The organism is Thermostichus sp. OS-CIW-33 (assembly GCF_054059615.1).
Window position 1 is genome coordinate 1 of record NZ_JBSSCH010000017.1, and the last position, 21746, is coordinate 21746.

18 protein-coding genes, 1 tRNA gene and 2 pseudogenes are annotated in these 21746 nt (G+C 59.6%); 4 read left to right on the forward strand and 17 right to left on the reverse strand.

The features are described 5' to 3' along the window. A pseudogene (locus ACVWZG_RS11160) lies at window positions 1-126 on the forward strand (RNA-guided endonuclease TnpB family protein); the annotation flags it as partial. Here ACVWZG_RS11160 and ACVWZG_RS11165 read toward each other — a convergent pair. The 4 genes from ACVWZG_RS11165 to menA all read right to left on the reverse strand — a co-directional run bounded on the left by ACVWZG_RS11165 (window position 81) and on the right by menA (window position 7642). Next, window positions 81-3452, reverse strand: coding sequence for a hypothetical protein (locus tag ACVWZG_RS11165; RefSeq protein WP_457415379.1), 3372 nt, complete (start codon window positions 3450-3452; stop codon window positions 81-83). The pseudogene ACVWZG_RS11160 and the gene ACVWZG_RS11165 sit on opposite strands and share 46 nt — an antisense overlap. Before the next feature lie 44 nt (window positions 3453-3496). After that, window positions 3497-4675, reverse strand: coding sequence for an LptF/LptG family permease (locus ACVWZG_RS11170; protein WP_457407108.1), 1179 nt, complete (start codon window positions 4673-4675; stop codon window positions 3497-3499). A 77-nt stretch (window positions 4676-4752) separates the two neighbouring features. After that, a complete protein-coding gene (locus ACVWZG_RS11175; protein ID WP_457407106.1) occupies window positions 4753-6546 on the reverse strand; it encodes an LptA/OstA family protein in 1794 nt (597 codons plus the stop codon). Between the two features lie 154 nt (window positions 6547-6700). After that, complete coding sequence (gene menA, locus ACVWZG_RS11180) at window positions 6701-7642, reverse strand: 2-carboxy-1,4-naphthoquinone phytyltransferase (RefSeq protein ID WP_457407104.1); 942 nt, start codon at window positions 7640-7642, stop codon at window positions 6701-6703. Window positions 7643-7922: 280 nt separating this feature from the next. Between menA and ACVWZG_RS11185 the strand changes: the two genes are divergently transcribed. After that, entirely contained in the window at window positions 7923-9569 is a 1647-nt protein-coding gene (locus tag ACVWZG_RS11185; RefSeq protein WP_457407103.1) for an isochorismate synthase, read from the forward strand. A 149-nt stretch (window positions 9570-9718) separates the two neighbouring features. Further along, window positions 9719-10798: a threonine synthase gene (gene thrC / locus ACVWZG_RS11190; protein WP_457407115.1), complete on the forward strand. Its 1080-nt coding sequence runs from the start codon at window positions 9719-9721 to the stop codon at window positions 10796-10798. Between the two features lie 117 nt (window positions 10799-10915). On the opposite strand, the gene ACVWZG_RS11195 is transcribed toward thrC, so the two are convergent. The 11 genes and pseudogenes from ACVWZG_RS11195 to ACVWZG_RS11245 all read right to left on the reverse strand — a co-directional run bounded on the left by ACVWZG_RS11195 (window position 10916) and on the right by ACVWZG_RS11245 (window position 19644). Beyond that, entirely contained in the window at window positions 10916-11830 is a 915-nt protein-coding gene (locus ACVWZG_RS11195) for an alpha/beta fold hydrolase (protein WP_457407101.1), read from the reverse strand. A 184-nt stretch (window positions 11831-12014) separates the two neighbouring features. Next, complete coding sequence (locus ACVWZG_RS11200) at window positions 12015-12965, reverse strand: LysR substrate-binding domain-containing protein (protein WP_414383566.1); 951 nt, start codon at window positions 12963-12965, stop codon at window positions 12015-12017. A gap of 48 nt (window positions 12966-13013) precedes the next feature. Continuing rightward, window positions 13014-13197: pseudogene (locus ACVWZG_RS11205) on the reverse strand (hypothetical protein); the annotation flags it as partial. 144 nt (window positions 13198-13341) lie between these two features. Beyond that, on the reverse strand, window positions 13342-13989 hold the full coding sequence (locus ACVWZG_RS11210; RefSeq protein ID WP_457392735.1) for a thermonuclease family protein: 648 nt from the start codon (window positions 13987-13989) through the stop codon (window positions 13342-13344). 450 nt (window positions 13990-14439) lie between these two features. Beyond that, window positions 14440-14913 carry a YqeG family HAD IIIA-type phosphatase gene (locus ACVWZG_RS11215; protein WP_414329713.1) on the reverse strand — a complete coding sequence of 158 codons (474 nt, stop codon included), beginning with the start codon at window positions 14911-14913 and terminating at the stop codon, window positions 14440-14442. 24 nt (window positions 14914-14937) lie between these two features. Further along, window positions 14938-16167 carry an RNA-guided endonuclease InsQ/TnpB family protein gene (locus tag ACVWZG_RS11220; RefSeq protein ID WP_457407113.1) on the reverse strand — a complete coding sequence of 410 codons (1230 nt, stop codon included), beginning with the start codon at window positions 16165-16167 and terminating at the stop codon, window positions 14938-14940. A gap of 132 nt (window positions 16168-16299) precedes the next feature. Beyond that, window positions 16300-17484, reverse strand: a complete 1185-nt coding sequence (gene mltG, locus ACVWZG_RS11225; protein WP_457407098.1) for an endolytic transglycosylase MltG — start codon at window positions 17482-17484, stop codon at window positions 16300-16302. A gap of 102 nt (window positions 17485-17586) precedes the next feature. Beyond that, complete coding sequence (pyrH, locus tag ACVWZG_RS11230; protein ID WP_011433861.1) at window positions 17587-18348, reverse strand: UMP kinase; 762 nt, start codon at window positions 18346-18348, stop codon at window positions 17587-17589. 98 nt (window positions 18349-18446) lie between these two features. After that, entirely contained in the window at window positions 18447-18596 is a 150-nt protein-coding gene (locus tag ACVWZG_RS11235) for a hypothetical protein (protein ID WP_011433860.1), read from the reverse strand. Window positions 18597-18711: 115 nt separating this feature from the next. Next, window positions 18712-19047, reverse strand: coding sequence for a TMEM165/GDT1 family protein (locus tag ACVWZG_RS11240; protein ID WP_011433859.1), 336 nt, complete (start codon window positions 19045-19047; stop codon window positions 18712-18714). Window positions 19048-19104: 57 nt separating this feature from the next. Next, entirely contained in the window at window positions 19105-19644 is a 540-nt protein-coding gene (locus ACVWZG_RS11245; RefSeq protein WP_457407097.1) for a TMEM165/GDT1 family protein, read from the reverse strand. Between the two features lie 98 nt (window positions 19645-19742). On the opposite strand from ACVWZG_RS11245, the gene ACVWZG_RS11250 reads away from it, so the two are divergent. Beyond that, window positions 19743-19815, forward strand: a tRNA-Ile gene (locus ACVWZG_RS11250). Between the two features lie 56 nt (window positions 19816-19871). Here ACVWZG_RS11250 and ACVWZG_RS11255 read toward each other — a convergent pair. Both ACVWZG_RS11255 and ACVWZG_RS11260 read right to left on the reverse strand, forming a co-directional pair. After that, on the reverse strand, window positions 19872-21077 hold the full coding sequence (locus ACVWZG_RS11255; protein ID WP_457407095.1) for a D-alanyl-D-alanine carboxypeptidase: 1206 nt from the start codon (window positions 21075-21077) through the stop codon (window positions 19872-19874). A 198-nt stretch (window positions 21078-21275) separates the two neighbouring features. Further along, window positions 21276-21656: a hypothetical protein gene (locus ACVWZG_RS11260; protein WP_457407093.1), complete on the reverse strand. Its 381-nt coding sequence runs from the start codon at window positions 21654-21656 to the stop codon at window positions 21276-21278. Window positions 21657-21746 lie beyond the last annotated feature (90 nt).

Consider the following 21746-nt stretch of genomic DNA (forward strand, 5'->3'; position numbering starts at 1 on the left):
AATGGTGCGAATGTGATTGCGCTTTTGGGGGCTGCTGTAAACCAGCCTAGAGGTTCGTGGTTGGCTTGCCAACTGCAGGGCTACCGAAAGCCCGCACTGTACTGCGAAGCAGTCAGGGTCGGGTAGTTTACTTGAAAATCTCCCCGCTCTTGGGTGAGGCCCACCGGGCGACTGGGGAAAGCCACCAGGATCCCTTCCAAGCGCAGTGACTCTGCCACCGGATCGTAGGCAAAGCGCAGCTCAAAATCCCGCAGGTCACGGCGAACTTCCACCCGGCGGATCCCTTCTTCCGTCAGGCCCAAGCGCAGCCGCCAGTGATTTTGCCATCGCGTGCCGAGGGTGGCATCCAGCTCCAGACCATAGGTAGAGATCTGGCCCAACCGGGGATCGTAAACCGCCTGCAGCGCATAGCTGATCCCCGGCTCATACACATCCAGGCCGGAGCGTTGATCCCGGTTAAATGTGGTGCTGCTGCGTCCCCGATACTCCAGACGAACGGGTTGGAGCTGTCCCTGGTTCAGGTCGTAGGCCGTCTGCAACTGAATGTTGAACAGATCGGGAGCGGTGTTCCAGGTGAAGTTGGCGTTGAGGGTGTCCCACTTCTGGGCAACGAAGTCGTAGCCAAGGCTGGTGTCCAGGCGCACCAGGTTTTTCACCTCTGCCTGCAGCTCCTGCAAGTTGCGGGAGGCAATGGCCTGCAAATCCTCCGGGGTATCGTCGGGGAAGGTCAGGGCTATCGGCAGCTCGCCGGGCAGGTCATCTTCAAAGGCAATGTAGCCTGGGGGCACATCGGGTAGGGGATCGCGGGGCGTAAAGAAGCTGATGTTGGCATTGATGCGATCCACATCTCTGGGGCTGGTAGAGAGGGTTTGGAAGGGCACAGAATTGTTGCCGTAGAAGGTGCGGCTGTAGCGCAGGTCGATGGTATTCCAGTCGGCAGGTCTGAGGCTGAGGCGAGGGTTGAGGCTGACAGTAGACTCCTGGTCAGGAGTGGAGTAGAGAACTTGGGTGTAATCGATAGAACCCGGCATGAAGGTGATCCAGGGAGCCGGTTGAATATCGTTGAACTGGAGGCTGGAGCGCAGCTCGTAGCGATTGAAAAAGTGGAGGCCCGCCCCCACCTCCTGATCCGGCTGTTGCTCTTGAGTTAGGGTGAGGGCGCTGCTGAGAGCAATATCGGGCGTGATGCGAACGAGGTCGGGGTTAAAGGCCAGCTCGAAGTTGCGACGCGGCTCGTTGTCGCCATTGGAACTGCTGTAGGCACGGTAGGCCAGGCGATAGGTACCTCCCCAGCCGGGTGGGGTCAGTTGAGTGCCCAGCGTCAACCGCGCATCGGCAAAGTCGGGGCCATCTTTGACGCTCACCCGCTGGTTGTAGTCCAAGCGGAGATCCGATTGCAGCCAGTGCACGCCCCCGTAGCGCTGAGTGTGGCTGAGGGTGAGGGGGAAGCTGTAGATGCCCCGCTCCTGGGATCCGGTGCGGCTGATGTTGAGGGTGGTGGTGGAGAGATCCCCCTGAAAGGTGGCGTTGAGGCGGAGATCGGCGTTGTCGTTGCGTCCGCCGGCAGGACGGTAGGTGTTGTCCAGGTTGAGGTTGAGCTGCCCCCGCAGTTGGCCTTCCTGCCCAAAGAGGTTGGCAGCGTAGAAGTCGAAGTTGTGGTCGATGCGGAAACGGCTGGAGAAGCGCTGTTGGTCGGCTTCGGTAACCAAGTAAAACTGGGCTCGCCCGTAGTTGACGCTATCCGGGATGGGCAGGATGTAGTCATGCAAGAAACCAATGCCCACCCCTTTTTTCTGGATGGCATCCAGCCGCAGGCCGCCGAAGTTGTATTCGTCGAAGCGGTAGGCCCAACTGGATTTGACAAACACCCCCTCTGTCTCGCTGCGCCCCGGCAGCACCCACTGGTGATCCCGCAGGCTGTAGATGAACAGGGGGAAATAGGCAATCTGCAGGCCTGCCCGCAGATCCCCTGCTTCTGTGAGTTCGCCGCCGGCAAACACGCGGGCGTCGTAGACGATCACCCGGTCATCGGGAAACACCTCCACCCGATCCCCTTGCACGTAGTGGGTGATGGGCGGCTCTGGCGAGGTGGTGACGGTGGCTTTCTCGAAAAAGATCTGATCCCCCAAAATGGCGGTGGTCTCTTGGCTGCGCACAAAAACCTTGGTGCCCGGCTCCTCCCCCGGCAGAATGACCAGCGAGCTCTCAAATTGGGCGGTGCGACCGGGGATATCCAGATCCAAATTTCGCCCTTCGATTTGCCGGATCCCCCGCCCTTGGGGGCCAGGGGGCTGCTCCATGCGAAAAGGGCCCTCGCTGCGCAGGCGTCGCTCCCGCCGATAAAACAGCAGCCGGTCGCCGGTGATGCGGGTGCCGTCGGCCAGTTGGATCGAAGCATTTCCCTCGGCAATGCCCAGGTCTTGTTCGGCGATGTAGCTGAGGACATCCCCGCTGACGTTGATTTGATCCGGGTCGAGGGGGATTTGCCGCTGCGCGGTGGCCGAGAGTTGCTGGCGAATCTGGGATCCCTGGCTGCCGGTGCCAAGATTTTCTGCCGCTGAAACGGCATCTGCACCAGTGCCCAGATCCTGTAGGAGCGGGAACCGCTCCAGCAGTTGAGGAGCCAGGGGTGAGCCAGCGGTGGGGATAAAGGCTTCCGTTCCCCTTGGAGGGGATCCCGTCAGCCCCGACCCAGGGGTGGCCTCTGCCAACAGGACACCGCCCAAATCCAAGCTCCCACCGGCTTGGGAGATCAAGGGAGGAACCGTCGAAGCTGGGATCCGATTTAACCTTGCCTCTGAACCAGCTTCACCTTGCAGTTGAGCCGTAGCCGGGTTCTCGGCATTGGGTGCCGAGGTGGGAGCAGGCAACTGCACAGTGTTGGTGGGGCGCAGCCAGGGTTGCTCTTCCACCTGCAGGGCCTCAGCCTGAGAAGTCATGGGCTGGGAAAGCCGAAGGGAGTTCAGGCTGGGAACTGCCGCGGTGGGCGTCGCCGGTGAAGGGGGTTGGGGAGAAGGTGTTGCCTGGGCCTGCTGCGCCTGTCGCCGAGCATGGGCTGCTGCCCCTTCGGCCAACAGCCGTTGTAGCCGCTGTCGGTTCAGTTCTTCTGGCGTGAGGGGCTTTTCAGGAGAGTTGGCAAGGGGAGGGGATCCAAAGTCTGAAACCGGGGCCGTAGGGGGTGGGGTTGCCGCAGTCAAGGCTGTAGCAGGCAGAGAAGATTGCGCCTCGGCCAAGGTGATGGGCTCCTCATCGGCGGCAGCCATCGGTTCTGGGCTGGAAGCCCGGCGGGCCAGTTGCAGGTGCTGAGCAAGTGTTTGCGCTGACCGAAAGCGCTGGTAGCCCTCCAGAGAGAACTCCGTCCCGCCGACGCCAACAGTGGGCAGGGGGTCCAACTGGGCGAAGACGGCCTCCCCCGTCCCCAACCACAGGGAGCCGCCCCAGCAAAGAGCCAACCACTTTGCCCAAGGGCTGAAGTCAGGGGGGAAGTTGCAGGATTTCACCGTAAAAACCGCCACAGTAAAGAAAGGCCTACCCCACCGAAAATCATATTCGGCAACCAAGCAGCCAGCCAGGGATCGATATGCTCCACTCGACCCATCGCTCGTCCCAGGCTCATCAGTACATAGTAAATAAACACCAGAACAATCGCTAGCGCCACGCCGCCGTAGCGCCCCGTTCGCCGCACCGTTTGCAGGCCCAAGGGGGCAGCCACCAAGATGGCGAAAAAGCTGGCCAAAGGAATGGCGAACTTGAGGTGGTATTCCGTCAGGCAGCGAGCCACATCGGCAGAAGGACGTTGCTCCGCTCGATATCGCTGGCACTGCTCCCACAGCTCCCCCGCCCGTTGCTCTTGGGGCACCTTTTCCGCGTACACCAGGCCCACCAGTTTGTTGACGATGTTGAGCTGCATTTCTTCCACCTGGCCTTCATAGTAGGTGCGCCCCTGCTCGTCATAACGGCGGATCACCACATCTCGCAGTTGCCACGATTGGCCCACCTGCTGCGCGGTTTGAGCGGAGATCACCTGCGGATAGCGCAGGTGGCCGGTCTCAGCTTTGCGATCCAGGATCAACAAATCCTGCATCAAGCCGGTCTTCGGGTCAATCGATCCCACATGAAACCAGAGCTCATCATCCACCCGCACGATCTCTTCTGGATTAAACAAAAGGGCATCCTGAGCCAAGATGAGGTTTTTATTCAGGGTTTTCACCTTTTGGTTGGTTTCCGGCACAATGACTTCATTGGTCAACAGTGCCAAGCCGCTGATCAGCAGGCCAATACAGAGCACGGGAATAAACACCTTGCGGTAAGGGATCCCGGCAGCGCGCAGGGCGATGATCTCGCTATCGGCTCCCATTTTGCCCAGGGTGAGCAAGGTGGCAAAGAGGCCGGCAATGGGAAAGGTGACCACCAAAATGGCGGGCAAATTGAGGATGAGAATGTGCAAAATGGTTAGCGGAGGAGCGCCCTTTTTCACCAGCAGATCAGCGTAGATAAAGAGCTGGTTGCCCAGCATCAGCACCGTCCCCCCGGCCACTCCCAGAAAGAAGGGGCGAATCATCTCTTTGAAGAGATAAAACTCCAAAAAGGCAGCCCCCAATTTCAGGGATCCCCAAAAGCTGCCCGTTTGAGCAGGAGCTCTGCGCAGTTTACCCTCGGCGAGTGGGGCAGTCATTACATCACCTCGGATCACACTCTCAGCCAAACCTGGACGATCAAAAACCACAGATGGCTCCCCGAGGGGGGATCCCATCAGAGGGCGTCGGTGATGCGAAACTGAAACATGCCCTGCTGTTGCCCGTCCCCTTCGACGGTGTATTCATCCCGTTTCATGTTCAGGGTGACCAGCTTGCCGCTGAGGCGATTGGCACCCCGGCACATCTGATCCAGCGCATTGCGGCCTGGCAGAGCTTGGGTGCTCTCTCCGGGAAGGCGGTTGACCTCTCCCCGATCGCAGAGCACCACAGGAGCCTGTTCGGCGCTGATTTTGAAAATTTGTTCTCGGTCGAAGTAATCGGCGCGATCCCCTTCGATGGCGCGGTTGGCCTGCACAATAACCACATTGCCGAAGAAGCGGGCATCGCCGCTGGCTTGGTCGATCTCCACCCGGTCGGCGTAGATCACCGTCGGCTGATCCACATCGGCCTGGGTCTCTGAGTTTTGCAAGCGCCGCGCCAGCCAGTCCCCTTCGATCTGCTCGATCACCACCTCTCCCCGCAGCTCCACCTTTTCAGGGGTGATGGTGGCTTGGTTGGCCTTGGCCCTACGTCCCCGCTGGATAAACTCGACGGCATCGCTAAACTCGGAAGTACCGGTGCGGGAGTTGTAAACCAGGCGGGCAGCCCGCACTTCGGTTTCGGCTTGGCGCAGTTCTTCCGTCAGGGATCCCTCGCTGGGCGTGGGGGTAGAGGCAGCCATCTGCCGGTAAAGGACGTTCTCTTCAAAGAGGAAGATCTTGTCGCGGTGGTTGCCCTCTAGGCGGGCTGAGGTGAGCACCCGTCCGGGCTCTTCCAGGGTGACCCCTCCAGTCAACAAACTTTGGGATTCGCGGCGGCGGTAGGTGCCCTGGGCCGACCGGATGATGGTTTCCCCCTGCTGGATCTCCAGGTTGCCTTCCCCTTGGGCAATTTGCGTGTTGCGGTCGTAGGTGAGGCGGTCGGCAATGATAGTGACTTCTTGATCCTGTCGGTTGGGGGTTGCCTCCGGGCCGGGGGAAGCCTGGGCCAAGCGCAGATCCGCCAACAAGGGATCCCGGCTGCTGTCGCCGGCCACCTCTTGCAACACCACACCGCCGGAGAGAATGCTTTGGGCCTGCTGGCGCAGGTAGGTGCCTTGGGGAGCGCGAATCTCGATGCCGCGTTCGCGAATGCGCAGGTTCCCTTTCCCCTCGGCCACCTGGTTGGTGCGGTCGTAGGTGATCTGGTCGGCGGTGATGGTGGTGGAGGTGGGTGCCGAGCCGTTTGGGGGCAACACTATCAGCTTGCCCTGCTCGGCCCTGAGAAGGGCAAATTGAAAGTTAAACGAGCCAGAGCGGCCCTGCAACACCATTTCCCGGCCTTTGAGGGTGAACTCCGCGGGCACCTCGATGCGTTCTTCGGGGGTGACTCTCAGGGCGCTGGTCAAGAGCAGGCTGCCGTCGCCGCTCCTCACCTCCACCTCCTCATCCAAATACAGCTCGTCGGCGGTGGCATTGTAGCGGGCTCGCTTGGCCCGCCAAGTCATCTGCTCGCTGCTATCAAAAAAGGGATCCGGCACCCCTTCCTGTCGGTCGGCGCTTTCTCCGTAGAAGTAGCCGTGCGCCCCCTGCTCAAATACCTGTTGCCCGGCTGCCAGATCCACCTGCTCGGCGATCAGTCGCCACCGCTGATGGCCTCCCCGACGACCCAAGATGTCTACCCTGCGGCTGACCGAGAGGGGCTGATCGGGGGAAGGAGACTCCACCTTCACTTCCTCGATGTCGATCGACAAGGCCCAGCCCACCAAAGCAGCCAAGATGCTGCTCCCCAACAGCGCCACTCCCAGGTTGGAATTGAAGAATCGCCGCATCCTGTTTTCGCTGCCGCCTCACCTCGACCCGAACTGATCACTCCCCTTGGAGCCAACGCTCTGAGCTAGCACTCTAGGCTGTAGCTTATCCCATTTTGCCGGCTGCACCGGGGGGATCCCGCGCACACCTAGCCTTAAGCCGACTTTTCAGCCTTCAGCCATAGCGGCTGAGGATGAACCCTAGCCCCAGAAACAGCCCCAGCCAAAAGTGGAGGCCGACGGCAATGAACTTGGAATGGCTAATCCGCTGCGGCTGGTCATGGTAAGCCCCCAGCAGGCGGGAGAGCCGCACCGCAAACGGGATCCCCGCCAAACTCAGCAGTGTCCAAGCCGGAAAGATCCCCAGCCCCACAAACAGCAGCATCAAGGCAAAAAGGCTGCCGCAGAGCCAGGGGATGAGGCGGGCCGAGCGCAAGGTTCCCAGACGGGCCACCGGCGAGCGCTTGCCACAGGCTAAGTCATCCTGCACTTGATGGAAATGGGAACAAAACAAGATCAAGCTGGTCGCCATCCCCACCACCAGTGAGGCTGCCAACCCCGGCAGCGACCAGGTCTGGCTTTGGCTGTAGTGGGCGGCCAAAACCGCCAGCGGCCCAAAGCTGAAAAAGCAGAGGATCTCCCCCAGGCCCTGGTAGCCCAGGCGCAGGGGCGGCCCTTGGTAGGCATAGCCCAGCCCACAGGCCACCAGCACCAACAGCAGCACCGTCGGATCCCATTGCCGCCAGCTCAGCCACAGGATCCCCAGCAGCCCCAGAGCCAAAAAGGCATTCCCCACCCAAAACACCCGCCCCGGCTTGCCTGTCAGGTTAACCAGGGAGTGGAGTTTGTTTTTGTCCACCCCTGTCTGGGCATCGAACACGTCGTTGCTGAGGTTGACCCAGGCCAAGATGCAGATGGCGGCTCCCCAAAACACCCCCAAAACCCCCAAGTCCAGCACCCCTGACTGGGCATAGGCAATGGCGGATCCCACCCAGATGGGCATGATCGCCACACTGTACATGGGGGGCTTGAGGGCAGCCATCCACAATCGCCGGCGGGAGGGGTCACTCCATGCGACCTCTGCTGCTGGCTGCACTTGGCCGACATCTGGATTCATGGGAGTTCTCCTTGGGAAGCAAGCCTGCTCTGGGGCCTGTCTCTGGATCTGTCTACAACCATCTGCTCTGTAGGGTAGAGCGCCTGAGAAAGCATCCCCCAGGATGCTAAGAAACTTTGCAGTCCGTGAAGAAGCTCCTCAGATCTGGCCCCCAGAAGCTCAGGCTGCCGGCCCTTCTCCTAATCTCTTATCCTAAAGTCATCTTCTGCCGGTCTCCATCGACGGGTGTCCTGTTTTCGGCCAAGGTGGGATCGTCTTCTTTTTCTTGTTTTTCTTGCGCATGACCTCTTCTCTTTCCCCTTGGAATGCCCACGGTACGCTTGAGTGCCTGGAGTGGCCGAGAGCATGGCCGCCGACTCGCACTTCTACCTGGACGGACGAGGCGAGGGATCGGCGCCACTGGGATCCCTTCCTAACCGCCTGCCAACAGATGGCGCGGGCGCGGGGCGTGCCCCAAATCCTCAGCTTGTCCCAGCCCATCCCAGAGCTGGATCCGCTGGCGGTGCTGGCCCAGAGGCTGGGTTCTCTCCCCACGAACCGATTCCCGAGCTACTGTTATTTCTCCCACAAGGCCCGCGGGGAAAGGGTGCGGGTGCTGGGGTGGGGATCCCTGCGGCGGGTCGATCTCTCGGGAGAAGGGGGCTTGCAGGCGGCGCGGATTTTTGTGGAAGAGCTGCAGCCCCATGTCCATACCGCTTGCATTGGCAGAACGGAGCCCTCGGAAGTGGGAAGATTCCCAGACAGCCGGCAGGAACGCCCCCTGTGTTTCTGTCGCCTTGGTTTCAGCCCCAGGAGTGATGGGGGGGCGGCGCTGGTTCTGCCGCGCTGGCAACTGTTGCAGGTGCCAGACTCCTGGGGATCCCTGACGGTAGCGCGGCTCAATCTGGAAATTGCTCCCGAAAGTGACCTAGCGGCTTTGGCCGGGCAGATCACCGCCTTTTTTGCCCAAATGGAGCGCCTTTCTCGATCCCCCTTGCCCTCGTGGGAATTGCAAGCTCCTGTGCCAGTGAACTTGGAGGAAGCCCCTCTCTTGGCGCGCATCCAAAAAGCCCTGCAGGTGATTCAGGCGGGATTCTTAGAAAAGGTGGTGCTGGCAGAGGCTGTGGATCTGCACTTGCCTGTCCCGCCGTCAATCCCGTCCCTGCTGGCCTACCTGGAAAAAGATCATCCCGATTGCAGCATCTTTGCCTTTGCCGCTGGCGTCAGCGGGCCGAAGTCCTTGGAGGCAGATGCTCGGGGGAATTTGCCGGCCAGGCCTCTCCCCCTGGTCCAAGAGGGGGCCTTTCCCCAGGTTTTCTTGGGGGCCACCCCGGAGCGCTTGCTTTCCGTGTGGCAAGGCCGGGTGCAGATCGATGCCTTAGCCGGCTCCGCCGCCCGCGGCGCCACCCCTGTCCAGGATCGCCAGTTGGCCGAGGAGCTGCTCCGCAGCCCCAAAGACCGCCGCGAACACCAGTGGGTGGTGCGCTCGATCCGGGAGGCTCTGAGTCGGTTGGGAATGGATCCCTGCATTTCCCCGCAACCGCGGCTGCTCCGTCTAGCCAACATCCAGCATCTGCAAACCTTGATCGAGGCGGAGCTCCCCGCCGATGTACATCTGTTCGATCTGCTGGCCCAGCTCCACCCGACGGCAGCGGTGGGAGGGTATCCCCAACAGGCGGCGCTGCAGTGGCTAGAGCGGTTGGAACCCTTTGATCGCTCCAGCTATGCCGCTCCCTTGGGCTGGGTAGACTTACAGGGCAATGGCGAGTTTGTGGTGGGGATCCGCTCCGCCCTGATTCGGGGGGATCGAGCCCGTCTGTATGCCGGTGCCGGGATTGTGGCCGACTCCAACCCAGAGCAGGAGCTGGCCGAGATTCGTCTGAAGCTGCGCTCTCTGGTGCAGGCTCTGGCCCTACGCCCTGCGGCTCTCCCGCTCCCCAGCTTCTGAAGAGAGGGGATCAGGAAGATGTTTCTGCCGCCGCTGCGGGAGGTGGATACGAACCGCTCCACGAACCGCTACAGTGAGAAAGCTGGTCTTTGATTGGCCTCGGTGTTCTCTGCGGCATGGCGACCCTAAATCCCACCCATCCCCCTCGTATGGCCGGATCCCGCGCGCAAGTGGGGCTTTGGCCCGGCCTGATCCAGCACTATCGGGAATGGCTCCCCGTCAGCGCCAGCACACCTGTGGTCACGCTACATGAGGGCAACACGCCCCTGGTGCCTTCCCCGGCTTTGAGCCAACGGCTGGGGCGAGACTGCCAAGTTTACCTGAAGCTGGAGGGCCTCAACCCCACCGGTAGTTTTAAGGATCGGGGTATGACGATGGCCGTGTCCAAGGCCAAAGAGGCAGGGGCAGAGGCGATCATCTGCGCCAGCACCGGCAACACCTCGGCGGCTGCCGCTGCCTTTGCAGCCAAAGGGGGTCTGCGGGCCTATGTGCTGATCCCAGATGGCTATGTGGCCAAGGGCAAACTGGCCCAAACCCTGATGTATGGGGCGGAGATCATCGCCATTCAGGGCAACTTCGACCAAGCGCTGGCCATGGTGCGGCAACTGGCGGAAACCTACCCAGTGGCTTTGGTGAACTCGGTCAACCGCTTCCGCTTAGAAGGGCAAAAAACCGCCGCCTTCGAGGTGGTGGATGCTTTGGGGGATGCCCCCGATTGGCTCTGTATTCCGGTGGGCAACGCGGGCAACATCACGGCTTATTGGATGGGGTTTTGCCAGTATCGCCAGCAGGGCAAGGCTACCCGTCGCCCTCGTCTCTACGGCTTCGAGGCTGCCGGTGCTGCTCCCATGGTGTTGAACCGGGTGGTGGAACACCCAGAGACGGTGGCCACGGCCATTCGCATCGGCAACCCTGCCAGTTGGGTGAAGGCCAAGGCGGCAGTGCAGGTGAGCGGCGGTCAGGTGGATAGCGTCACCGACGAGGAGATTCTGGCAGCCTATCGTCTCCTGGCATCCGAAGAAGGGATCTTTTGCGAGCCGGCCAGCGCGGCCTCGGTGGCAGGATTGCTGAAATGGCGAGAGCAGGTGCCTGCTGGAGCACAGGTGGTGTGCGTGCTGACGGGCAATGGCCTTAAGGATCCGGACACGGCCAGCCACCAGGGATCCGCTCCTATCCACACCGGCGTTGTCCCTGAGCTGTCCGCTGTTGCTCGTCTGATGGGTTTCTAGCAGAAACCGCCCGCTGGTTAGGGTCAGGCGTTCCCCTTGGGCGGCGCTCCGTCGCCTATCGGGCATCGCCATCTGGCAAGCGGCATTCCTCTCTCGGCCATACGCTACAGCCCCAGCTCAAAGCCCGCATTGTGCGGAAAGGGCTGTGTCGAGAAATTCCCGAATTAGGGGCAGCACCTGTTCCCCATGCAAGGCAGGGATGGCGTGGCCGGCCCCGGCCAGGATCTTGAGCTGAGCCCCAGGGATCCCTTCGGCATAGGTTTGGCAGTGCCAGAGGGGAATGGTGTCGTCCTGTTCGGCGGCGATCACCAGGGTGGGGGCCTGAATGTAGTTGAGATAACGTTCAACCGTATCGACAGCAGCTTGTGGGCGCAGACGTTGTCGGAGAAATTGCCGAGCGACCGGCTGCTGACGCAGGGATCCCCGCAACCACAAGAGCTGGGCCAGCTTGTCTTCCCAATGCCACCAGCGGGCCAAGGGGGTGATCGCCCGCAACAGCCAATCCACCCAAGCGCTTTCCCAGAGCAAGGGCCGCAAATGGTTGTAGCGTCTCACAAAGCTGTCGTCGCGGATCCCGGCAGGAGCCAACAAAACCAACCCCCGCAGCGGATACCGCACGGCGTAAGCTGCCGCCACCCATCCCCCAAAGGAATGGCCCACCAAAACCGGAGCAGCTAGGCCCAGCCTTTGGACAAATCCGCGCACAAACTCTACTTCTGCAGCGATGTCGTAGTGCAAGGCCGGTTGGCCGGACTGCCCGAACCCCAGTAAATCCAAGGCAATGCAGCGATATTCGTCTCCCAACCCTTGCATCAGCGGCCACCAGTTGGCGTGAGTGGCCATAAAGCCATGCAGAAACAGCAGTGGGATCCCTTTTCCCCAGTCTCGATAGGCAGCCCAGCAGGACTCTGCCCCTGCGATGTTCAACCCTTCCAATTTCACCCTGTGCAGCGGGATCTCTTGAACGCGGGCCTGTAACTCCGCCAAGCGCTGGGCCAGGGGGAGTCGTTCCAACAGCGTTTGCCTGGTCATCGGCTTGGGGTCAGTAGACACAGACAGATTCAGCAGATGCAGTTTCTTCCGGAGCAGCATTGGCTACAGCGAATGCACCTATACGGAAATATCTCTCGTATCTCTTTGAACAGGGATCCTGCTCAATCCACCGGAATCTACCTGGGATCCCATCAACTCGGAAAAGGCCGTAACGCATCGCAACTTAGCCGATCAACTGCAAATGGGGCGGGGGAGTTTTCAGCCAGTCTTGGCGGGTCAGCAGCCCCTGGAGAAAACGGGTGGCCGCCTGCGATTGATAGCGCTCCGGGTTAAAAGCCAGCCAGAGGGTACGCCGTATCTGTAGCCCTTCCACCGCCAGCTTCCGGAACCGCCCCTGTTCCACATCGGATCCCACTGCCACCATGGACAGAAAGGCCACCCCCAAACCCGCCTGGACAGCATTTTTGATCGCTTCAATCGAGCTGAGTTCCAGCCGCACGTTCAATTGGGCCGGGTTAATGCCGTGGCGGTTCAGCACCCGATCAATGGTTTGCCGAGTGGAAGACTGGGGATCCAAGGTGATGAAGGGCAAAGCCAGCAGATCCACAAGCGCCGGAGAGTCGATGGCACAGCCGGGGGCACCGACCAACACATATTCATCTTCCGCCAGAGCCATCACCTTCAAGTGCCGCTGCAGCTCAAAGGGGATCTCCCCGCCAACAATGGCCACGTCCAATTGGCCGTCCACCAACTTCTGGGCAATTCGCCGCGTGGATTGCACCAAGAGCTGTACGGAAATTTGTGGATAGCGGCGGTGATATTGGGCGATCAAAGAAGGCATTACATAGGTGCCCACCGTTTGGCTGGCCCCCAGAACCAGATGCCCCCGCTCCATTTCTTGCAAATCCGCCAGCGCCTCGATGGTTTCACGGCACAGCTTGAGGATGCGCTCGCTGTACTGCAGCAGCACTTTCCCGGCATCCGTCAACTCCACCTTGCGCCCACTGCGGTCGAACAACACCACTCCCAACTGTCGCTCCAAGTTCTGCACTTGCAAGCTGACGGCAGGCTGGGAGACAAACAGGCTATCGGCAGCACGGCGAAAACTACCCTGCTGGGCAATTGCCCGCACGATGAGGAGCTGATCTAGAGTAAACGGCAACTCATCCGCCATAGGGAACTGATACATTTACGCTGAACACTGCTGAACATCACTGTTCAACTATGCAGCGATAGCATTCTGTTTGTTTCCAACCAGAATGGCGGTATCCCGCAAAGCTTTGAGTAGAATACCCAAAGCGCAGTTTCCGTGTCGTCTTACTACCAATTTTCTGCTTTGCTTTGGCTACCATGTTGGCAGACTCGAAAGTAAACAGAAAGATCAACTGGTAGTAATCCGTACTGAACATATTATATATTATACATTATTTTCAGTATAGTTGAGCTTATTATTGACTAGAGTCATGCTCTCACCGACCGGCGGAAGATGGCTGTTGAGATTATTCTCAACAAACAGGCCGGCAATTCCAGCTCTGGGTTTGGCTTGGTCTCTAGCGAGGGCCGTAGGTTGTCCAATAGCCGCGTCCTTGTCTTTTGGCTGCATCGGCAGCTTCAGTAAGAATGGGGCCGTACTTCAAGCCATCGGTTTGTGGCGACAACAGGCCATGCCCCAAAAACAGCATTTCCTGGTTGATGAGGGTATTGGCTTGCCAAACGTAGGCAGGCAAGGTGGGAGTAGGGGCTAGGGCAGGATCCAACTCCAAAAACACCTCACGTCCCAGCAGAGCAGTCTGCAAATATTGGCCGGCATTGTAAACTGCCAAAGGGGTTTGTCCGCGCAACTCTGTCCAGTTGGGGTTGATCGGGTCAGGCAAGGGATCGATCCCAATCAGTTGCACCAGCCGCAAATTCAAGTCTCCTTCAAGCTGGACAACCAGGGTGTTGTAGTTGACCACCCGAACCACGGCTGCACGTTTGAGGTCGCGCAGATCTGGACGCGCCACCAATGTTAAAGCCCAACCGGGCAATGTCGAGAATATCAAAGGCAAGGCCAGAAAGCTGCCCAGCTTGATCAGGCTCCGTCCATTGGATACAAGCGAGGATCTGGAGCCGGGGGAAGTCGGAGCAGAACGCAGGGATTTTTGCAGCATGGACTTTAGCCGTTGCATGGCGGACTTGACAATAGGGATGGTTCGCATGCTTGACCTTTGGATCTCACACCGCCCTCACACCGCCGCCTACTGGGCTTCAACGCGGGATCCGGCTCACCTGCCGTCACTCTACAAAAAATTGGGGCAGATGGGTCAGGTCTGGAAAATCTCTCTCGATTTTTGTCTTGATTTTTAGATGTGCTACCCATCCGGTCAGCAGTTGTCAGCGCTGACAACCTGTGGTTGGTCATTTCGATTCAAACTGGGACACTGTACCCACACCTAAAACATGCATGAAACATGCATGGGGCCACAGGGCTTTTCTCAGCTGCCCAGGCGTCTCACCCTAAACTGAAGTGACTAAGTCCTTCCGAGCAGCAGGATTGTCTTTTGGTCTTCTCTCTTTGCGAAGGAAAGGGGGAGTGCTTGGAAACCTTTTCAATTCAGTTTGAAACAATTACAGTTGTCCAACTCTCAAATCTCTCAAAAGCGCAGCCCCTAGAGGGTAGCAGGGTTCTTTTCGACTGCTTCGGACAAGAGGGAGTTGACCAGCACGGTTACCAACCCCAGTCGATTGCCCGCCAAAATATCCGTCAACAGGCGGTCTCCCACCATAGCCACTGCTTCTACCGGCAAGCCCATCTGGGCTACGGCCCGCCGCAAGGCCCGCCGTGAGGGTTTCCCAGCGCGGTGAATGTAGGGCAGGTTCAGGCTTTCTCCGATTTGTTGGATGCGGCTGCGATTGAGGTTGTTGCTCACCAGCCAAATTTGAAAGTGCGGACGCAACTGCTCCAGCCAAGCAGCCACAGCGGGATCCACCTCAACCTGTCGGCTCGGCACCAGTGTACCGTCTACGTCAAAGATGATGCCTTTTACCTGCCAGGCCCACAGGTCTTCTGCCCGCAACTTTAAGACAGTGCCGGCCACCACCAGATCCGGTTGCAGGAGCTTGAACCAAGGTTTGTGTACCATCCGCTCCGAAAGACCTACGAAACGCTAACAAACACTGCCAGAGTGTTCAGTGCCTGCTGCGCTTCTGCTTCCTTCCTGCTTCAGCGACCCATGACTAGCGGCAGAGTTCACCCCCACCACCCCGCCAGAGGAGTCTCCACAGGCGTCACTTCCCCCAGAGCTTGAGGTAGTTTTGTACCACCGCAACAGGTTTAGGGCTGCATTTAAGTCGCGGTCTAGCTCCAGACCACAACATGGACAGCGAAACACCCTTTCCTGCAGTGGCATCTTCTGTCGGTGACCACACCGTGAACACAGTTGGCTGGACGGATAAAACCTATCCGCCACCACCACCTGACAGCCGTAGAGCTGGGCCTTGTACTCTAGCTGTCGCCGTTCGCGATAGCGGGACGGAGTCCTCAACTCGTAGAACCCACAGTCTGACAGGGATCCCGCCAGCTTGCGGTTCTGGAGCAGGTTCTTTACCTGCAAGTCCTCTACCACCACCACCCGGTATCTCTTGGCCAGGTAAGTCGTCAGCTTGTGCAGACTGTCTTGCCGGATGTCTGCCACCCGCTTGTGAGCTTTGCCCAACTGCACCACTGCTTTCTTGCGGTTGGTGGATCCCTTCTGCTTGCGGCTCAGCCGCCGTTGCAGCCTAGCCAGCCGCTGCCTGGCCTTGCGGTAGGGCTTGGGATTCGCAAATACTTCCCCGCCGGAGCAGGTGGCCAGGTGATGGATACCTAAGTCCACTCCCACAACTTCCCCGGTCTTCTCCACCTGAGGCGCTGGAGCTTCATATTTGAAGGAGATGTACCAATGCCCGGCGCGAAGACTGATGACCACGTTCTTGGGTGTGGTCGCCGGAAGCAGCTCTGCACAGCGCAGCCAACCGAAGATAGGCACCTTGATGCGGTCGCCAGAAATGCGGATGCTGCCTTCTAGGTAAAAGCTGTCCTGCACCCCCTTGCGCTTGAAGCGGGGAAACTGACCTAGCCCCTTGCGCCAGCGCTTAGGGGCCTGCTCCAGGTTGCGGAGTGCCTGCTGAGGGGCGCATTTGGAGACCTGGTAGTACCAGGGATGCGCTTGCTTCACTTCAGCTACCAGGCGCTTGTGCAGGTCAATGGCGGTGGGGAGTTTTTGCTGGTTCTCCAGGGCTTGCCGACAGACCTCTAGGCCCCAGTTGTAGGCGTGGCGGGCTACCCCAGCATGTTGAGCTGCTAGAGTTGTTTGCTTGTGGTTGAGGATGAGTTGTGTTTGGAAGCCCAGTAACATGTCCGCCACACCGCAAAGCGTCCATGAGTTTCGTGCAACTTTTGGCTTGGCGCTTACCAGCCTCTTCCAGCTTTAGGTAGCCAATGTTGACTACTGTAAGGTTTTCGGCCTACTGCTGTCAGCCCTCCTCGGCTAAGGACTGGGTTGAGGACTATGGTGGGATCCCTGGGCAGCTTGCCGACGCTCTTGAATAATTTGCAATTGGGCTGCCTCGTGCTCTGCTAGGGTTTTGCTGAAAATGTGAGTGCCATCGTAGCGGGCCACGAAGTAGAGATAGTCGGTCTGCTCAGGCTGCAAAACGGCTTTTAGGCTGGCCAAGCCCGGGCTGGCGATGGGGCCGGGGGGCAAACCCGGGTTGAGGTAGGTGTTGTAGGGAGAGGGGGTACGCACCTCCGCAAGGGTGAGGCGGCGATCTGGGGTTTGCCGGATATTCAAGGCATATTCCACCGTCGGATCGGCTCCCAGGGGGATCCCTTTCTTAAGCCGGTTCAGAAAGACACCTGCAATCAAAGCGCGTTCTTCCGGCACCACGGCCTCCCGCTCCACAATGCTGGCCAAGGTGACCCACTCGTGCAGAGACAGGGAAGTGGTGTGCTGGCGAAACAGGGGCAGGGCCACCGCGACAAATCGCTGCAGCATGGCGTCGACCACCATCTGGGCCTTTTCCCGATCCGGCAGGGATCCCTCCACCTGTTCGATGGGGAAAAGATAGGTGTCTGGGAACAGGTAGCCTTCTAGAGAGCTCAAGTTGGGGGGCAGCCAGTCGAGGGGGGGAATCACCCGGGTCACGGCAATGAAGGCATCGGCTGCCAGCCAGTTGCGCTGGGCCAGAGCCTCTGCCATTTGCTCGATGCGCCAACCCTCCGGAATGGTCAGACGTCTTTGCAGGATCCTTCCCTGCCGCAGTTGCTGGGCCACGGCCAGCATGTCCTGGTTGGGATCCAAAGCGTAGGTGCCCGCCTGAAACACCCAGTCGCGCCCGAAGGTGCGGCTCCACAGCTCCCAAGCCAGAGCTGAGCGAATCACCCCTGCTTGGCGCAGTTTTTGCCCGATCAGACGGTTGCTGCTGCCCGGCTGGATTGTTACTTGGATCGGTTCTGGGCCGCCCACCGGCTGGAGCCAGGTCTGCCACTGCCAGTAGCCCAATCCCCCGACCAGAACCAACAGGAAAATCAAGCTCTGCAAAAGACGCCGACCCCAGCGTTCGCGTAAGCGTTGCGTAGCAACATGGGGTGACCTGGGTATAGCGCCTTGGGCAGCAGAGCATTTGGGCAAGACGGGATCCTTTTGGGCCGAATGCTGAACCTGATCTGTCATTGCCTTTCCCTCCAAACGGCCTGAGCACACCCTTGAGCCAGGCTATCCTTCGGACTCAATCCTGGCTAGGGCGTCGCCGGACTCTCAAGGCCGATTTCCCCCCTAACTTGGGATCAACTCTCCTGGGCTGGGGATCCCGTTGTTCTCGACCGTCCGCTGTCCGATCCAAGTGCCGATGGGCTCTCCCTGCACCACTCGATAAATATTGCCAGGGGTAGTCAGGTCAAAGACCACGATGGGCAATTGATTTTCCTTGCAGAGGGCGATGGCGGTGCTGTCCATAACCCGCAGATCGCGGTTCAGCACATCCTGATAGCTGAGGACATCGTAGCGGCGGGCCTGAGGGTGAGTCTTGGGATCCGCATCGTAAACTCCGTCCACCTTGGTGGCTTTGAAAATCACCTCGGCATCGATCTCCGCCGCCCGCAAGGCCGCAGTGGTATCGGTGGTGAAGAAGGGGTTGCCAGATCCTGCCCCAAAAATCACCACCCGCCCCTTTTCCAGGTGACGAATGGCGCGGCGACGAATATAGGGCTCCGCCACCTCCTGCATGGCGATGGCCGTCTGCACCCGGGTGGGGATCCCGGCTCGCTCAATGGCATCCTGCAGGGTTAAGGCGTTGATGACGGTGGCCAGCATCCCTACGTAGTCGGCAGAAGCCTGATCCATCCCTTGGGCAGCCGCCTCTTTGCGCCCGCGCCAGATGTTACCCCCTCCCACCACAATCGCCACCTGCACACCGGCCCGTACCACTGAGGCCACTTCGCCGGCAATGGACTTCAAGACCTCGGGGTCGATCCCGTAGGGGCGCTCCCCCATCAGGGCTTCACCACTCAACTTCAGTAGAATCCGTCGATATTTCATGCTTATCCGCTCCGGCCCACCCCTGCATACGATAGCAGGTTTGTTGAACTAGCTCCGCTCACAGGATTGACCGACAGAGCATCTCGACAAAAACAACCTTACTGCTGTTCTTCGCCAGCGCTGGCCTCGTTGTCGCGGGGGGCAGAACGGAAGCGGCGGCCATTGCGAGCACGACTTTTTTGGAACTGTTTGGCATATTCGCGGTTGCGCTCGGCTTTTTCCCGCTTCAGATTGCGTTTTTTGGCCATGCTGGTTTTCCTGACCGGTTGTCCGGACTCAAGTGAAGGTCCTCAGTTTGAAGTGTCAAAGTGAGGCGCTCTTAATCCTATCACGCTTTGCCGAAGCCATCCTGAAGCCCTCTGCTCAGCCGGCTATGGGCAGGGATCCCCACAACAAGACTAGACCCATCACAACAAACCCCACGCCTGCCAGGGTTTTGATCCAGCGAGGTGGGATCAGGCGGGCCACCCAAGCTCCTGCCCACACCCCAATTAGGCTGGTGCTGATCAAAGCAGCAGCAGCGCCCAAAAAGATTACCCCAGCGTTTTGCGAGCGGGCACTGAGGAGCAGGGTCGCCAATTGGGTTTTATCGCCCATTTCGGCCAGCAGAATCGAGCCAAAGCTCACTAGGGCGGCCCGTCCGGCCATTTGCCGCAGCAAAAAAGACGGGGTTCGGCTGTCGTTGTCTTGGATCAACACGTTCCTCGGTTGTTCTCCACTCTGTCCTGCCGGGTTGGCATCGGCTGCTCAGGGAGGCTAGCCCTCTGGGAGCTTGTTCCCCCGCCACTCCTGCCATAATACATAGCCCCCGATCATCAGGAACCCTGCACCCGCCAACCATTGTAGCCAGCCCGGGGGAATGACTTGGCCCAGACCTTCTCCCAGCACCACGCTGAAAAAACTGGCGGTCACCAAGGCACCGGCGGAACCGAAAAAGATCGCCCAAGGAGATTGGGATTGGGCACTCATGAGCAAGGTTGCCAACTGGGTTTTGTCGCCCATTTCCGCCACAAACACGGTTAAAAAAGTAACAAACCAGAGTTGCAGCGGGGATCCCTCAGGAAGATTGCTGTCGGAAGAGGGGGGGGTAGTGAGGGGCAGTGCCGTCGGAGGCCCAGTACTGGGGGCGGGAGACAAAGCCAAACTCTCCCCGGCAGGCTGGAAATCCGCAGCGGATCCATCCCCGTAAAGATAGTGCTGCCCAACGGCCAAGAAGCCAAAACAGAGAGCCGAGGACAAGGCAATCAACCCCAAGCCCAGGGCCATTTGCCCCTGCCAAGAACGCGGCGCAGCCATGGCGTCAGATCCTAACCACCGACATGCAGCTTATCCTGTTTTCAGCCGCTTCTGGAGGAGACAAGGGCGCTAGAGTAAACGCTAGAGTAAAAGAATCAGGGGCGTTGGCCGAGCGGTTTAGGCAGCAAACTCATAATTTGCCTTACACAGGTTCGATCCCTGTACGCCCCATGGGGAGGATCCCTGCCGGACGAGGTTTCTGGGTTGAGGGCTGTTGACGCCCAGTTTCAAAGACGGGGGTTCAGCTCCGTGCGGGCTCCCGTATCCCCAGAGCGAGGGATCCAACGCTCAGGCAAGGTGGTGGGGGATCCCCATTGGGACTGGAGCTGGCTGAGGAATTGTCCCTGCTGGGTGCGAAAGCCGACCAGATCGGATCCGCCATTCATCAGGGCAAACCAGATGTCCCCCTGCTCGGTTGGCAATACACCCGCCAAGGTGCTGACGCTCCTCAAGGTGCCCGACTTGGCAATTAGGATCCCTGGCAACAGACGCCGCTCCAACACTCCCACATCTTGGCCGACGACGGCAAAAGCATCGGCAAGAGAGAGCCCCTGCTCCTCCAGAAGAGACTGGATCGCTCGAAGCAAAGCTACATTGGCCCGCGGAGAAATGCGGTTTTCCACCCCCAACCCGGAGCCGTTGATCAGGTGTAGCTCTTCTGCCGGGATCCCGGCGATGGCCCGGGCGATTTGGGCCACTTGGTCTGCTCCCCCCACCGCATCGGCCAACATCTCGGCCATGGAGTTGTTGCTGTAGAGGTTCATCAGCTTGACCAGGTGAATGAGGGGGGGGGACTCATGTCTGAGCAAAACCTGAGCGCCGGGCGGGATCTGCTGGGCAACCCGCACCGAACCCAAGATCTCCACCTGCGGTCTGGGTGTGCCGGGGGGTAAGGTTTGAAATTGGGCCTCCGCCTCTGGCGGCCAGCGCCGCGCATCCAGCCCCTGCCGCAACAGGGATCCCGATTGCGCCACATCCCGGGAAAAGTTCATGTAAAAGCGGCCCACCACCACCAGATCCCCGCGCACCTGGCGGATCCCATAGGCATTGAGCAGGTTGCCGACGGAGAAGGCTTCCTCCCAGACGAACAAGGGATCCTCCCCCCCCACCACCCAGAGATCCCCCTGTAGAACTCCCTCAGCAGTTAAGGGGCCAGTGGCCAGCCAGGTGGTAACAAAGCGGTGCTGCGGGCCAAAGTGCTGCAAAGCGGCCAGTGTCGTTGCCACCTTGGTCAAAGAAGCAGCCGGCAAGGGTGTGGATCCCTGATGCTGTCCCAAAACAAGGATTCTGTCCCGCTGAGGCGAAGGATCCTCCATCTGCAGCCAAACCCCCTGAGCTGTGGGCGAAAACCCCCGACCGGCCAACTGAGCCAGATAAGTTTCCACCTGAGGTTGCAGGGATCCCTGCTCCGTCGCCTGAGAAGTGGGAGACAAACCCAGCAACAGAGTGGCCGCCGAGAGCAGCCCAACCCAGCTCGAAACCAGCCGCCTACCGGGCCAGCCCCACAGATGTCGTTCGTGCCGTGGCGTCAGCGTTGCGGAGCAACAGTGTTGTGTAGCACCATGGGGTGCCGCAGGCATAGCACTTTTCACGGAAAACACCCTCTAAACATCCCGGCAACCGAGGGGGCATCAGCTCGTCAATTCCCAGCCACCCTCTTCCACAGGCTCTACATCGATGGTGCCGGGGGGCGTTTGCCGATAAAAACGTCCGTCTGCAACAAACAGCGGCTCTCCACAATTGGGGCAAAAGAAACGGCTGCCCTCAATGGCTTGCGATTCCGACCCACACACCGGGCAGCGATCGGTGGTAATCCAGCGGCGCGCCCACCAGCGAAAGGCCAGGAGCACCAATACCGGCAAGGACAGCAAAAACAGCAACAGAGCCACCAATCCGGCGACCAGCCACCCCAGCCCGATACTGGTCAGCAAAGCTGCCAACGCCAGGGATCCCAGCCAGAACCCCCAGCCACCCAGAGAAATGGAATAGGTTTTGGGCTGCTCAAACCGCATTTTCGTTTTCCTTCCCCGATCACTACGCTTGCCAACGCTGTCAGGATGCCGCGGGCCTTTTCTTGAGTATGTTAGCCTAGGCGCGCCCGA